Here is a 14,256-nt window from a genome sequence, read left to right on the forward strand (position 1 = left end):
CACACTGACCGTCCAACAGGAAATTCGTTCGCTATGTCTATGACAGAATTCTCTCCATCGATCGAAAGCCGACCGACCTATGCCCCTCTGACATCTCATGGTGCCGCGCCTGCAATTATGGTCGCGGACGCCGCAGGTGCCGCCGCGCTCGCGGATTTAGCCGCGTCTGACAGTTCGGTCATGGACAAGGCCCATGTGGTTCTTGTGGCCCCCACCGCCGAAGGCCCCAGCCAGATTCAGTCGCTGCGCCCCTTGGCCGTTCACGTCACCCCAGATCTTGATGCCGCGGGCCCAATGCTAAAACAACTGCTTGGAACTGCGCGGATGGGCACCCAACTGTTTCTGGCCGGGTCCGAGGGCCTGATGGGCCACATGTCCGCCCTTGCCACCGCCGAGGGGCTGCCGCTGGATGCCATTCAGATGGAACATCGCGGCACCATCGCGCGCCGTATGCAATGCGTGCACTGCAAAGGCATCACAGACAACGTGACCACTGACCCGTTCACCTGCTCTCATTGCGGGCTGACGTTGTTTGTGCGCGATCACTTCTCGCGGCGCCTTGGCGCATTCCAAGGGGTTTGCGTGGACGCGGAAACGCCTGGCGTCGTCCCAGACAGCGTGGAGATCCGTCCATGAACAAATTGACGCTCGAGGTCACCGAAACCCAGCAACTGTCCCCGCTGGTCAAGCGCTTCCGCTTTGAACACCCCGATGGCTCGGCATTGCCCCTCTTTTCAGGCGGCGCCCACATCACCGTTGAAATGCCCGAAGGCGAGCTGATCCGCCGCAATTCCTATTCTCTGGTGTCGGACCCGTATGACGGATCTGGCTACGAAATCGCGGTACGCCGAGAGGACACCGGCCGCGGCGGATCGCGCTACATGCACGAAAAAGTCAGCGAGGGCGACTTGATCACAGTGTCCGCGCCCAAGAACCTGTTCCAATTGGACCTGCGCGCCAAGAAACACATTCTGATCGCGGGCGGCATTGGCATCACGCCCTTCCTGTCGCAACTGCGCCAGTTGGACCTAGCCCAAGCGCCTTTTGAGCTGCACTACGCCGCACGGTCCCGCAAAGAGGCCGCGGGCCTAGCCATGTTGCCGGAGGCTGCGCACATCCACATCCATATCTCCGAAGAAGGAAAACGGATGGATTTGGGAGAGATTTTGGACGGCCAGCCTCTTGGCACCCATGTCTACACCTGTGGCCCAGACGGCCTGATCAAGGCAGTCGCCGACCAAGCCGCACGCCTGAATTGGCCCACATCCTCGGTCCATTCCGAGGCGTTCACCGCCCCCCCACCAGGCGAGCCGTTCGAGGTCACCATCGCCTCGACCGGGCAGAAGGTCCGCGTCAAAGCCGATCAAAGCCTGCTCGAAGCACTCGAAGCGGCCGGAATTGAGATTGACTATTCCTGCCGCGGCGGCGCCTGCGGACGCTGTGAAACCAGCGTGACCTCTTGCGAAGGGCGCATCCTGCACCACGACCACTGGCTCAGCGACGACGAGCGCGCCGAGCAGACCAAAATCATGCCCTGCATGTCGCGTTTCAAAGGCACGCGGCTCGAACTCGATCTCTGAGGACTGCCATGACCTTCCAATTTAACGAAGAGACTTTCCGCGGCGACTACACCTATTTTAATTCGCCTGCTGCTGTTCAGCGCTTCCCGTTCCCGTTCGATCAGGACAGCTACATGTACTCGGTCAATATCGAGCGCCATCCGGGCGGGCCCAAAGGCTCCCCATTTGAATTCGCATTCGATGTGGACGAACATTACGTGTCCGAAATGAAAGACCGCGAGATCACGCTGGCCGAAGACCCCATGCGTTGTCAGTCTCTGCCGCACATGGAATTGGCGGGCTGGGATTTGCTCGAACTAATCATGGTGTCCAAGGCCCGTGATTATCCCGACCTTTTCACGCTGACCCGCGACGGGAACCAGTGGCACTGGATCAACAAACCCCTAGGGATCGACAAGAAGTTCACCTTCCTTGACCCGACCACGCTGCCTTGCGGCCCGATGGAATACATCACGCGACAAGCCCAAGGAGATTTTGCCCTGCTACACGAACGCGAGGGCAACCTCTGGCTGGATGCGGGCATGATTACCAGCCAAGCTGACTGGTCTCTGGATTTCGATGTGGGCATGAACTTCTTTGAATGGCACGCGCCGGTACCCAAAGCCCGCAAGATGGGGGTGTTCGACAAAGCGCTCAAGTTTCTGCTGGCAGTCGACCAAGAGCAATCCTACCGCCGCCTAAACTGGACCATGACCGTGAACCCGCGTCTGGATACCAGTCCAGAAAACTACCACAAATGGGGCCCTGAAAAGCGGACAATCACCCCCGAAAACGTGGGGGCCAAGCAATTCCTGCGGGTGGAACTACAGACGTTCTGGCGGTTGCCGCGTTCAAACGCACTTGCCTTTCCGATCCGGTGCTATCTGTGCAGCCTTCAGGATCTGGCGACCGTGCCAAAGTGGGGCCGCCGCCTGCACCGCGTCTTGCGCGACATTGACCCTGACCTCGCGGACTACAAAGGCTTTGCCGTGAACCAAGAGACCATCGTGTCTTACCTATCGCAGTTCGATGATGGCGCGCCCACTTCGGCTGGCATCTTCCCGGACTGATCCGGATGGCGTGGTTCATCCTGTTCTTCGCGGGCCTGCTCGAGATCGTGTGGGCCACGGCGATGAAATCCTCAATGGGCTTCACCCGTTTCTGGCCAAGTGTCCTGACGATCGTGACGATGCTCGGCTCTTTTGGCTTGCTCGCGATAGCGACCAAGACCTTGCCGCTTGGCACCTCTTACATGGTCTGGAGCGGGATCGGGGCTGTCGGTGCGTTTATCGCGGGGATCATCTTGTTCGGAGAGGATCTCTCGCCGGTCCGACTTGCCGCGGGTGCAATGATTGTTTGTGGTATTACCTTGATGAAATTGGGGACCTGACCCCGGCTAATCTCGTTACGCAGTTGGCCTCGGCGCCGCAGGGCCGGCTGCCTTTTCTTTGGGCTAGAGCCCCCACTGCGCGAAAAGAAATGGTTACAGTCCAGAGGCTAGCTTGGCAGCCAGCCACAAATTTTATCCATTTCTTTTCATAGCATTATCCAAATCCCAAGCTGAAACATCTGCCGACAATTAGCTAAAAAATACACATACAACACATCTGCAAAAGCGCTATCTCGTATACATCTATGACTTCTTGAATATTTTTCGGTAGGTAGCGGAACATATGATGCACTAACGTCGTTCCATTACTGAGAAATAGTGTGTGTGAGACAAACATGACGGATCAAAAAGCCCTTCGGGTTCTCATCGTAGAGGACGAACCAATCGTGGCGATGGACCTCGCCGAGATGGTCGAAGGGTGGGGCCATAATGTTGTCGGCCCCGCCAGCAAGCGCGCCAACGGCGTCGCACTGGCAGAATCCGAGGACATCGACTTTGCCATTCTCGACGTAAACCTTGGCCGCGGAGAAACAAGCGAGGCCATCGCTGCTGCCCTGCGCGCCCGCGGAATACGGTTCATGTTTCTGTCCGCACACAAAGCGGCCGCCATCGACTTTTGCATGGGCGAAGATGTGATGCAGAAGCCGGTGATCGTCTCACAACTCGAGACACGCTTACAGGATTTCGCCGACACGACCTTCAGCCAACAAGCTATCTGATCTGCACATAGAAAACCCCGCGCCAGATGACGCGGGGCTTTTTGTTTCTGAGCTGAACCGAACTTACGGGATCAGGCGATCGATGATCGCGTCAGCCGCTTCTTCGGGGCTCATCGCCGTGGTGTCGATGCGGATCTCGGCATTGAACGGCGCCTCGTAGGGCGAGTCGATGCCGGTGAAGTTCTTCAGCTGACCCGAACGCGCCTTGGCGTACAAACCTTTGACGTCACGCTCTTCGGCAACTTCCAAAGGAGTGTCGACAAAGACTTCGACGAACTCGCCGGGCTGCATCATGCTGCGGACCATGTCACGCTCGGACCGGAAGGGCGAGATGAAGGCTGTGATGACGATCAGACCTGCGTCAGTCATCAGTTTGGCCACTTCGCCCACGCGGCGGATGTTTTCGATCCGGTCCGCCTCGGTGAAGCCAAGATCCTTGTTCAGGCCGTGACGCACATTGTCCCCATCCAAAAGGAAGGTGTGACGGTTCATGCGCGCCAGCTTCTTCTCTAGGATGTTGCCGATGGTCGACTTGCCCGAGCCCGACAGACCGGTCAGCCACACAACTGCGGGCTTCTGGTTCTTCATTGCGGCGTGATCGGCACGGTCGATGTCAGTCGCCTGCCAGTGGACGTTGGTCGAACGACGCAGAGCAAAGTTAATCAGGCCAGCCGCAACAGTAGCATTGGTGATTTTATCGATCAGGATGAAGCCACCCAGCGCGTGGTTGTTGTCATATGCGTCAAAGGGGATTTCGCGGTCCAGAGTGATGTTCGCCACGCCAATCGCGTTCAGGTCCAGCGTTTTCGCGGCCAGGTGCTCTTGGGTGTTAACGTTCACTTCGTACTTGGGGTGCTGAATGGTGGCCGACACGGTCTGGGTGCCGATCTTCATCCAATAGGCGCGACCGGGGACCATTTCATGCTCGTCCATCCAAACGATGGTGGATTCGAACTGGTCAGCGACTTCCAACGGAGCCTGCGCCGCAACGATAACCTGACCGCGCGAACAGTCGATCTCGTCCTTCAGGGTCAGAGTCACGGACTCGCCCGCAACCGCCAGATCGCGATCGCCTTCGAGGCTAACAATACGCGCCACTTCCGAGGTTTTGCCCGACGGCAGAACACGCACCGAGTCTCCGGGGCGGATCGAGCCGGTTGCAACCAGACCCGCAAAGCCGCGGAAGTCGAGGTTGGGACGGTTCACCCACTGCACAGGCATCGAGAAGGGCTGTTCCTGCTCAACCGTGTTGCTGATCTCAACCTCTTCGAGGTGGGGCAGCAGGGCAGGGCCGGTGTACCACGGCATCGTATCGCTGTGCGCGGCGATGTTGTCGCCCGCCAGACCAGAGATCGGGATCGCGACGAATTCTTCGATGCCAATGCTGCGCGCAAAGTTGGTGTAGTCTTCGATGATCGCGTCGTAAGTCGCTTGATCGTAGTCGACGAGGTCCATCTTGTTGACGGCCAGAACCACGTTCTTGATGCCCAGCAGCTGCACGAGGTAACTGTGACGACGGGTCTGGGTCAACACGCCTTTGCGGGCGTCGATCAGGATCACGGCCAGATCAGCGGTCGACGCGCCAGTCACCATGTTGCGGGTGTACTGCTCGTGACCGGGGGTGTCGGCGACGATGAACTTGCGCTTCTCGGTCGCGAAGAAACGATAGGCCACGTCGATGGTGATGCCTTGCTCGCGCTCGGCGGCCAGACCGTCGACCAGCAGAGCGAAGTCGATGTTGCCGCCCTGTGTACCAACGCGCTTGGAGTCGGCTTCAAGCGTGGCAAGCTGGTCTTCAAAGATCATCTTGCTGTCGTACAGCAGACGGCCGATCAGGGTCGATTTGCCGTCGTCCACCGAACCACAGGTGATGAAACGCAGCATGGTCTTGTGCTGGTGCGCCTCGAGATACGCGTCGATGTCTTCGGCGATCAGGGCGTCTGTTTTGTAAATAGGATCAGTCATTTATAAATTCCGTACTGGCGTGAAGGGACCGAAGAAGCGGGGCTTAGAAGTAGCCTTCCTGCTTCTTCTTCTCCATCGAGGCGGCCTGATCGTGGTCGATCGCACGACCCTGACGTTCCGAGGTGGTGGTCAGGAGCATTTCCTGAATCACTTCGGGCAGGGTTTTTGCTTCGCTTTCCACAGCGCCGGTCAGCGGGTAGCAGCCCAAGGTGCGGAAGCGGACAGAACGCATTTGCGGGGTCTCGCCGTCCTGCAGCGGGAAGCGGTCGTCATCGACCATGATCAGCAGGCCGTCACGCTCAACAGTCGGGCGGGGCGCCGAGAAGTACAGCGGCACGATTTCGATGCCTTCGAGGTGGATGTACTGCCAGATGTCCAGTTCGGTCCAGTTCGAGATCGGGAACACACGAACGCTTTCGCCCTTGGCTTTGCGCGCGTTGTACAGGTTCCACAGTTCGGGACGCTGGTTTTTGGGGTCCCAGCGGTGGTTGGCCGAGCGGAACGAGAACACGCGCTCTTTGGCACGGGATTTCTCTTCGTCGCGGCGCGCGCCACCAAAGGCCACGTCGAAACCGAATTTGTCCAGCGCCTGCTTCAGGCCCTCGGTCTTCCACATGTCGGTGTGCAGGGCGCCGTGGTCGAACGGGTTGATGCCACGCTCAGCGGCTTCGGGGTTGCGATGAACGAGCAGCTCCATGCCCGCATCCTTGGCCGCTTTGTCGCGCAGCTTGTACATGTCTTGGAACTTCCAAGTGGTGTCCACGTGCAGCAGCGGGAAGGGCGGGGGAGCTGGGTAGAACGCCTTCTTGGCGAGGTGCAGCATTACTGCGCTGTCCTTACCAACCGAATAGAGCATTACGGGGTTTTCGGCCTCGGCCACGACCTCGCGCAGAATGTGAATGCTTTCTGCTTCGAGGCGCTGAAGGTGCGTCAATGTTTTCTGGGTCATACTCGAATCATCTCTTTAATCGCTGAAACCTACTTAGCTTTGGGAAAACGCTGGCGAACCCCCCAAATGGGGGGTATTCTGCTGCAATGCAGTATGTCGACGATCAAACATCTTTGATTCAAAGCCTTTTCTCGGCCAGTACTGGCGCGGGATGGCAGGATTTCCTGACCCCTCTGCGCGACTTTACGCAAGCTGACGGCGCCATGCTGCAGTTCCAGCCCGTTCGCGGCACCGCGCAGACATGGTCTATCGGGGTGGACTGCCTTGCGCTGCAGGATCTGATGCCCTCTCTCCGCTTTGACCGCGTTTATGGGCAAGAGGACCTTACGACCACACGAACGCTCGACGGTTTTTTTCGGATGGTAAAGGTGCGCGCAGACAGCGGCGCTACCGCCAGTTTGTGCATCTCGCGCGAGGCGCACCGGCGCGACTTTCGCAGTCCAGACCGCCAGTTTTTGACGACTGTTTCGCCGTTCCTAGGCCAGTGTCTGTCTACATGGGCAAGACTGACTGCCGAGAGGGGGCAGGCCAATCAATCAGAGCACCTACTTGCCAGTTTGGGGGCAGGCTGGGTGATCACTGATCTAACTGGCAATATTCAGTCGATGTCGCCCAATATCGACGCTCTCCGCGCCTTCAGGAACATGCGGATTTCCGAGCGACTTCGGCTTGAGTTTGCCGACCCAGAGATGGCGTTGCGGTTTCGGACGGCGTTTGCGACCTGCGCGACCCAAGGAACCGCAACTGTCATATTCACGGCGGATGTTGGCACCGAGCTGACCCTGCAAAGGCGGGACGCTGAAATCCTCGTGCGGCTCAGAGAGACGCCGGATCACGCAGCCCTACCGGCCGAGGCTTTTGCCCAACATTTCGGCCTGAACCGCAGCGAAGGGCGGCTCGCGGCACTCATTTGCGACGGGCATAGCCTGAAGTCGGCGGCCAAGGTCTTGGGCTGGACGGATGAAACCGCGCGTTCGTGCTCCAAAGCGATCTTTGCTCGCATGAGCGTTCAGGGACAAACCGGCCTGCTGCGCCGAGTTTTGACCAGCGGTATCACGCTCGGTTAACTCTGCGCAAGTCCCGACACAGCCAGCTCCAGAATTTCTTCGGTAATCTCTTCTTGCCGCAACTGGCGGGATGTGGCGACCATCTGCGCCAACGTCTCTGCCGTATTATCCTGAGCGGCGATCATTGCACGCATCCGCGCTTCATTTTCTGCGGCAAAAGACAGAAGTGCCGCCTCGGCCAATTGAGCAAACACGTATTCTTGCACCAAGCTTTCGAGCATGACCGTGGGGGACAGTGAAAACAATGCATCCCCGTCATCAGCCGCGGGAAACCGGTCAAAATCAAAGGGCACCAAGCGATCAACATGAATATCCGCGCCTCCGGCCGCGGGCGCAGCATGGACAACTGAGATCGATCCAAAAGCACCAGCCGCCAGTCTTTCAAACAGTACATCCGTCAAACGCGTGGCCAAACCCAGCGCTAACGCAGGTTGCGACACCATTGGGGCCTGCCACCCCAGTGGCCATCCTCGTTCGACGGCCTCGGACACACCACGGTCGCCCACCACAAAAAGAGTGTCTTTGGCATCGAACTGACGGGCCACATGATCAAACACGCGGTCCGAAAAGCCCCCTGCAAAACCCTGCTCCGCTGCAAACACGACAACCGCGTGACCCTCTCCGTTAGGGCGCTCGTCCGCCGGCGGAACGCGCGCAAGCACCTGTGAAATCCCTGTGCCGATTGTCGCGGCGTAGCTCCTCACGCTCTGCAAATGCTGGTTCGCCTCTTGCACACGAGAGGCGGCAATCCCGCGCATGGCCTTGATTACCGACTCTAGCTTGTGAACCGTGTCGATCCGAGCGGTGATATCGGCCAAGCGCCCACTCAAGTCGCGCGCTCCACTTGCAACTCATTTATCAACGCCTCGACCACAGCGATCAACTCTGCGCGCTGATCTGCTCCAAGCGGGCCAGTTCCCAGTTCAATCCCGTTACCGAGCCGTGCGGGCAACCGTTCCCTCAGCAGGGGGATCAGCGCCTCGTCGACCTGATCGAGCAAACCATCTGCGAGGGCCGCGAGCAAAGCAACTTGATCGACCTGACGCAATCCCGAATAGCGCGGCTGCACCAACAAGGACCGAATACGCGCGCCTCGGGTGATCTGCGCTTTGACTCGCTCGTTCGAGATGCCGCCAAACCGCGTGAACATCTCAAGTTCTTGGAACTGCGCGTAGTCTAGCCGCACACGCCCTGCGACAGATCGCAAGGCTTTGTTCTGCGCTTTACCCCCGACACGACTGACAGACAGACCGACATCCACCGCAGGCCGTTGGCTGGCAGAAAACAGGTGGCTGTTCAGAACGATCTGCCCGTCGGTAATCGAAATCAGATTGGTCGGGATGTATGCCGATAAGTTCCCCGCATCTGTTTGCGCAATGGGCAGCGCTGTGAGCGATCCGCCACCAAGTTCCGGCGATAGTTTGGCGGCCCGCTCCAGCAGGCGCGCGTGCAGGTAGAAGACATCCCCCGGATACGCTTCGCGGCCCGGCGGCTCACGGGTCAATAGCGCCAATTCGCGGTGGGTCGCAGCGTGGCGGGTCAGATCATCAATCACAATCAGCGCATTCTGGCCATTATCGCGAAAATACTCGGCCATCGTCATACCCGCAAAGGGCGCGATCCACTGCATGCCGGGTGTCGCGGCGGCGCTACCGACGACGAAAATGCAGCGCGACGGGTCTCCGTGAGTGCGGACAGCGTCAATGACGCGCTCTACCGCCGAGGCCCGCTGGCCTACCGCGACATATACGCAAATCAAGTCCGAATACTTTTGATTGATGATCGCGTCGACCGCGAGAGAGGTTTTCCCCGTCGCGTGATCTCCCACGATCAGCTCTCGTTGCCCGCGCCCCAAGGCAAACAGGCTGTCCATAACTAGAACGCCGGTTTCAAGCGGTTCAGACACCAAGTCACGCTCAATGATCGTGGGGGCAGGTCGCTCGACCGGCCAATGGTCTGCGCCAGCGATATCTGGTCCGCCGTCCAACGGACGCCCCAACGGATCAACAACGCGGCCCAGCAGAGCCTCTCCGACCGGTACACGCAGAACGTCTCCGGTGTCGGTCACGCGGTCGCCGACAGAAACGGTTGTTCCTTCGTCCAAGAACACCGCATTGATCCCGTCGCGATCCAGACTGTGCGCGAATGCGAACGCGCCATTCTCGCATTCCAACAGAGCGCCCAGAGGCGCATCCGGCAGTCCAGCGATCTGCGCGATTCCGTCCGCCAGCCGCAGGATGCACCCAACCGGTGAAGCTCGCGGCCCAAGCTCGGCTCGGTCTACAATTCGGGAGTTCTTTTCGAGCCATCCCTTGGGGAGCGCTGGTTCAGGCATGACGCACAAGCTCCTCTTTTATTTGCATCAGATCGGCCGCCAGATGATTGCGCACTTTCGCCGTCTGCGCATCCAGCTCGAAGCCAGCAATTAACGATGGATCTACAGTGATCGCGACCTGAACATCGCGTTCTAGCGCACCAGAGATGTCGCCCCGCAGCTTGGCCGTTTCCTCTGGAGTCAATGCACGCGGAGCGCGGACTGCAACAGGGCCCTTTGCGCCGATGCGGGACCGTGTAGCATCTGGCAAAGCAGCCAGAGCTTCGGCCAAACCCGTGGAAAATTCTGAAACCTGAGCTTCTTGGGGCAGACGGGTCAGTAGTTTCCTCGCAATCTGCACAGCTAAAGTCGCCGCCTCCTCTCCCATTTGGTGACGCGCGTCTTTTTGCATCTGATCGACCGCTTTGGCGGCATCCTGTCTGATCTGCGCTGCCTCCTGCTCGGCACTAAGGCGCATTTGACGCTTGATCTCCTCGGCCTCGTATTGCGCCTTGTCCTGTAGATCAGATAGCTCGCGCGCGAACGCAGCGCGCTCTGCATCGGCCGCGGACTTTGCGGCTTCGGCTTTTTCCATCGCCTGCGCGGCGCGGCGCAATTCGGCCTGCGCCGCGTCTTTACGTTCTGCGATGATGGCCGAGACGGGACGGAACAGGTAGCGCGCCAAAATCCACACCAGAACTAGTGCGTTGATGGCCTGTAGCCCCAGCGCCCACCAATCGATGCTCATTCAAGCCCCCGTTCAAACAAAGGGATTGGCGAAGAGAACCAGCAGCGCCACGACCAGCGCATAAATCGCTGTGGTTTCGATCATGGCCAAACCTACGAACAAAGTCCGGCTCAGGGTCCCCGCGGCTTCGGGCTGGCGGGCGATCGCCTCCATGGCGGCGGCGACAGCGCGCCCTTCGGCCAGAGCAGGGCCGAGTGCGCCGAACCCCACAGACAAAGCCGCTGCGAGGATTGAGACTGCTTGGACAAGGTCATTGGTCATTGAGTAGGCTCCTTGGTCGCAGGCTTGGCGGTGGCGTGTCCGCCTTCGACCGCCGAACCGATGAAAACGGTGGCAAGCACCGCAAAGATGTAGGCCTGAACCGCTCCTGTCAGCAGATCCAAGGCCATGAGCGGGATCGGCAAAAACAGACCCGCCAGAGATAAAACGATGCCGATCACAAACACGCCGCTCATGACATTCCCGAACAGACGAACGATCAACGAAAAGGTTCGCGTGATTTGCTCTACGATGTTCAGCGGGATCATGACCCAACTTGGGTCCGCAAAACCGGCGAGGTAGTCTTTGACGCCTTGGGCCTGCACTCCGTAGATCACCGTCGCAACGAAGACGATCAGGGCGAGCGCAGCGTCCGTTTCCAAGTGCGCTGTCGGCGGCTCTATCCCGGGGATCAGCGAGGACCAGTTCGATATCAGCACAAAGACAAAGATCGTTCCGATCAGGGCGCGATATGGTTCGGGATCGCGGTTCATTGTGTCGCGGATTTGGCCATCGATTGTGTCGACCAGCAACTCCACAGCGGATTGCAAACCGTCTGGGGTGGTCCGCAGCCGCCCTGACATCCAGACCGAGAATCCCGTCAGACACGCCATGATCCCCCAGGTCACCAGCACAGCCGAGGTGATGGGGACCGGGCCCACATAGAACAGCGGCTGCGTGATCAGCGGGTTCTCCATTACACCGCCTCATTGGTGGGGCGACTACGGCGCAAGACCAACACTCGGGCAAGAATAACGCCAGCCAGCGCGGCCAACAGCGGAAGCGGCCCGAGCTGCGCGATCCCATAAAGAGCGCCGCCAAGCACTGCAAAGCGCACAAGTTGCAGGACCAGTCCTAACCCGACGGGTCCGCCAACCAGCATCTGTACGACGCGCGAAAGGCTCAGGAAATGCGCGAGCCCTAGGATGAACCCTGCCAGCCCGCCGAACGCGATGAACATTGTGAGCTCCGTCATTGCTTATGCATCCACTTCCATGCTGCGTGCAGGCCGATGCCTGCACCAATGAAAATCGCGGGAGCGGTAAAGAATATCCCGCTCTCCGCCACGCGATCGACCAACCGGCCAAGGACGATCCCAATCAGGATCGGCATGACAACCAGCCACCCAAGCACCCCGATCTGGCCCAGTCGCGCCGCGACCGAGGGCTCGGGCTCCTCTGCGCCAATCCGCTGGCGTTCTGCGGCACGGCGGGTCGCGTCCTCTATCTGATCGCGCTGCTCGGCCATCTAACGTCCCTCTGTCGTGATAGCCGGAGGATGATCCAGTCCAGCAGGTCTTTGTGGGTGAAAGACCTGCATCATCTGGCGCACGGTTTGGGTCTGCATCCGCATCGACTCGACCCTTGCGCGGCGCTCCTCGTCTTCTTCGGCTTGGCGCAGGGCACGCACATGGGCCAAAAGCGCCTCTAGATCATCGCCGAGGACCCCTTCGCGGCTGGCAACCTCCACAACAAATCCGCCCGTCACGCGCAGTAGCCCAGAGCGCATCGCGCAATATCGCTCGGTGCCTTCGGCGGTCTTCCATCGCAGAACGGATGCTGGCAGCACCGTCAAAAAATCCACGTGACCTGCTAGAATCCCAAAGCTGCCAGACTGATCTTCGGCACGGATGGACCTGACTGACTGTGCTGCCACAAGCGTGTGTAAGGGCGTGGTAACGGACAGTGACAAACCCATCACGCTGCCCTGCCGCCTTGTCTGGCAGTTTCTTCTTTGGCGCGGGCTTCGTCCAACGAGCCAATGAGATAGAGCGAGGCTTCGTCCCAGTCGTCGGCCTCTCCTTCGAGAATAGCACGGCACCCTGCGATGGTGTCCGCCAAGGCGACCGAACGCCCTGCAATGCCGGTCATTGCCTCGGTTACGGCGAAGGGCTGGGTAAGAAACCGCTGCAAGCGGCGGGCCCGTTCAACCATCTGACGGTCCTCTCGGCCCAACTCCTCCATCCCGAGAAGGGAAATGACGTCCTGTAGTTCGCGGTAATGCTCAATCGCGCTGCGTACTTCATTTGCCACAGCGACATGCTCTTCCCCGACGATCAGCGGATCGAGCAAGACCGAAGAGGATGCGATGGGATCAACCGCAGGGTACATGCCATCTGCCGCCATCGCACGCGACAGGACGACCATCGAGTCCACATGGCCCGCAATCGCGATCACGGCTGGATCTGTGAAATCGTCTGCAGGCACATAGACCGCTTCGATCGCGGTGACAGAGGCGTCTGGACCAGAGGCAATCCGCTCTTGCAGCTGTGCGACTTCGGTCGCGAGGGTCGGCTGATAGCCCACGCGGCTAGGCAAGCGCCCCAGCAGACCGGACACCTCGGCACCTGCCTGAACAAAGCGAAAAACGTTATCCATCAGCAATAGGACATTTCGATGATCAACGTCGCGAAAATGCTCGGCAATGGTCAGTGCTGTCATAGGTACCCGCCAACGCGCGCCGGGTGGTTCATTCATCTGACCGTAGACCAGAACGGTGCGGTCCAGCACGCCTGCCTCGGTCATTTCAAGCAGCATTTCATGCCCTTCGCGAGAGCGCTCGCCAATCCCCGCAAAAACGGAAATCCCGTTATAGCCCGCGACCATGGCATGGATCAGTTCCATCACTAGAACGGTCTTCCCCACACCCGCACCGCCAAACATTGCGGCCTTACCCCCTTGAGCCAAGGGGGTTAGCAGGTCGATCACCTTGATCCCTGTGTGAAAAAGTTCTGACGGAGCACCGCGGTTTTGTAGACCGGCTGCCGGCTGGTGGATGGATCGGCGCGGAGCATTCGCCGGCAACGGGGCGCGTTTATCGCCCGCGCGACCAGTCACGTCGAGCAACCGCCCCAAGACGGCCTCGCCGACGGGCACCTCGATCGAGCCACCCGCTGTACGTACCGGCGCGCCGCGTCGCAGGCCCGAAGTCGACTGCAAGGCAATGCACCGTGCGATCCCATCCGCAAGTTGCGCCTGAACCTCCAGCAGCAGATCGCCGTCATTTCGCGCGACCAGCAATGCGTCGTTGATTGCGGGCACGTCACCGTCCGCGAATTCGACGTCCACCACCGCACCGCGTACGGCAACCACCTGTCCTTGGCTATGCAAAAGGTCTTCCATGGGCGTCGTCCCGAAGATGAATCCCCTTGGTGGTAACGCCCTGTTCGTCGTGTTTTCATGATCCTGATCAAGGCACGCACGGAGTCAGCCGATCAGGCGCTCCGAAAACGTTCACGATCCCGTGCAATGCTACGAAAACAGGCAGCTAATTCGAGTGTTTGGGGC

The 14,256-nt window shown here is 59.4% G+C and carries 17 protein-coding genes; 6 read left to right on the forward strand and 11 right to left on the reverse strand.

Translation table 11 applies throughout. The annotated features are described in order from the left end of the window. The first annotated feature begins 33 nt into the window (after positions 1-33). The 5 genes from BM225_RS16025 (at position 34) to BM225_RS16045 (ending at position 3,668) form a co-directional block, all read left to right on the forward strand. Positions 34-636 (forward strand): dimethylamine monooxygenase subunit DmmA family protein, encoded by a 603-nt coding sequence (locus BM225_RS16025; RefSeq protein WP_072703360.1) that lies wholly within the window; start codon positions 34-36, stop codon positions 634-636. Then, positions 633-1,580, forward strand: coding sequence for a PDR/VanB family oxidoreductase (locus BM225_RS16030; RefSeq protein ID WP_092464951.1), 948 nt, complete (start codon positions 633-635; stop codon positions 1,578-1,580). The genes BM225_RS16025 and BM225_RS16030 overlap by 4 nt, the downstream gene beginning before the upstream one ends. Before the next feature lie 8 nt (positions 1,581-1,588). After that, complete coding sequence (locus tag BM225_RS16035) at positions 1,589-2,629, forward strand: heme-dependent oxidative N-demethylase family protein (protein ID WP_092464952.1); 1,041 nt, start codon at positions 1,589-1,591, stop codon at positions 2,627-2,629. 5 nt (positions 2,630-2,634) lie between these two features. Next, positions 2,635-2,949 carry a DMT family transporter gene (locus BM225_RS16040; protein ID WP_072703351.1) on the forward strand — a complete coding sequence of 105 codons (315 nt, stop codon included), beginning with the start codon at positions 2,635-2,637 and terminating at the stop codon, positions 2,947-2,949. Positions 2,950-3,284: 335 nt separating this feature from the next. Further along, complete coding sequence (locus tag BM225_RS16045) at positions 3,285-3,668, forward strand: response regulator (protein WP_092464953.1); 384 nt, start codon at positions 3,285-3,287, stop codon at positions 3,666-3,668. Between the two features lie 63 nt (positions 3,669-3,731). Here BM225_RS16045 and cysN read toward each other — a convergent pair whose 3' ends face one another. Then, positions 3,732-5,633: a sulfate adenylyltransferase subunit CysN gene (gene cysN / locus BM225_RS16050; RefSeq protein WP_092464954.1), complete on the reverse strand. Its 1,902-nt coding sequence runs from the start codon at positions 5,631-5,633 to the stop codon at positions 3,732-3,734. A 43-nt stretch (positions 5,634-5,676) separates the two neighbouring features. Then, positions 5,677-6,582, reverse strand: a complete 906-nt coding sequence (gene cysD / locus BM225_RS16055) for a sulfate adenylyltransferase subunit CysD (protein WP_072703342.1) — start codon at positions 6,580-6,582, stop codon at positions 5,677-5,679. Between the two features lie 86 nt (positions 6,583-6,668). Between cysD and BM225_RS16060 the strand changes: the two genes are divergently transcribed. Then, positions 6,669-7,649, forward strand: coding sequence for a helix-turn-helix transcriptional regulator (locus BM225_RS16060; protein ID WP_092464955.1), 981 nt, complete (start codon positions 6,669-6,671; stop codon positions 7,647-7,649). Here the strand turns inward: BM225_RS16060 and BM225_RS16065 are convergent. From BM225_RS16065 to atpD, 9 genes are read right to left on the reverse strand one after another with little or no spacing between them, the layout of a single operon-like run. After that, entirely contained in the window at positions 7,646-8,467 is an 822-nt protein-coding gene (locus BM225_RS16065) for a F0F1 ATP synthase subunit gamma (protein ID WP_245780519.1), read from the reverse strand. The genes BM225_RS16060 and BM225_RS16065 overlap by 4 nt on opposite strands. Before the next feature lie 8 nt (positions 8,468-8,475). Next, complete coding sequence (locus BM225_RS16070) at positions 8,476-9,984, reverse strand: F0F1 ATP synthase subunit alpha (RefSeq protein WP_092464957.1); 1,509 nt, start codon at positions 9,982-9,984, stop codon at positions 8,476-8,478. Continuing rightward, a complete protein-coding gene (locus BM225_RS16075) occupies positions 9,977-10,711 on the reverse strand; it encodes a F0F1 ATP synthase subunit B family protein (protein WP_092464958.1) in 735 nt (244 codons plus the stop codon). Before BM225_RS16075 ends, BM225_RS16070 begins: the two co-directional genes overlap by 8 nt. A 12-nt stretch (positions 10,712-10,723) precedes the next feature. Then, positions 10,724-10,972 carry a F0F1 ATP synthase subunit C gene (locus BM225_RS16080; RefSeq protein ID WP_072703327.1) on the reverse strand — a complete coding sequence of 83 codons (249 nt, stop codon included), beginning with the start codon at positions 10,970-10,972 and terminating at the stop codon, positions 10,724-10,726. Beyond that, complete coding sequence (locus BM225_RS16085) at positions 10,969-11,667, reverse strand: F0F1 ATP synthase subunit A (RefSeq protein WP_092464959.1); 699 nt, start codon at positions 11,665-11,667, stop codon at positions 10,969-10,971. The genes BM225_RS16080 and BM225_RS16085 overlap by 4 nt, the downstream gene beginning before the upstream one ends. Further along, positions 11,667-11,945 carry an N-ATPase subunit AtpR gene (locus tag BM225_RS16090; RefSeq protein WP_092464960.1) on the reverse strand — a complete coding sequence of 93 codons (279 nt, stop codon included), beginning with the start codon at positions 11,943-11,945 and terminating at the stop codon, positions 11,667-11,669. Before BM225_RS16090 ends, BM225_RS16085 begins: the two co-directional genes overlap by 1 nt. Beyond that, positions 11,942-12,217: an AtpZ/AtpI family protein gene (locus BM225_RS16095; RefSeq protein ID WP_092464961.1), complete on the reverse strand. Its 276-nt coding sequence runs from the start codon at positions 12,215-12,217 to the stop codon at positions 11,942-11,944. The genes BM225_RS16090 and BM225_RS16095 overlap by 4 nt, the downstream gene beginning before the upstream one ends. Then, entirely contained in the window at positions 12,218-12,667 is a 450-nt protein-coding gene (locus tag BM225_RS16100; protein WP_092464962.1) for a F0F1 ATP synthase subunit epsilon, read from the reverse strand. Next, entirely contained in the window at positions 12,667-14,091 is a 1,425-nt protein-coding gene (gene atpD, locus BM225_RS16105; RefSeq protein WP_092464963.1) for a F0F1 ATP synthase subunit beta, read from the reverse strand. Before atpD ends, BM225_RS16100 begins: the two co-directional genes overlap by 1 nt. Positions 14,092-14,256 lie beyond the last annotated feature (165 nt).

It is taken from the genome of Donghicola eburneus, assembly GCF_900115865.1.
Lineage (GTDB): Bacteria > Pseudomonadota > Alphaproteobacteria > Rhodobacterales > Rhodobacteraceae > Donghicola > Donghicola eburneus.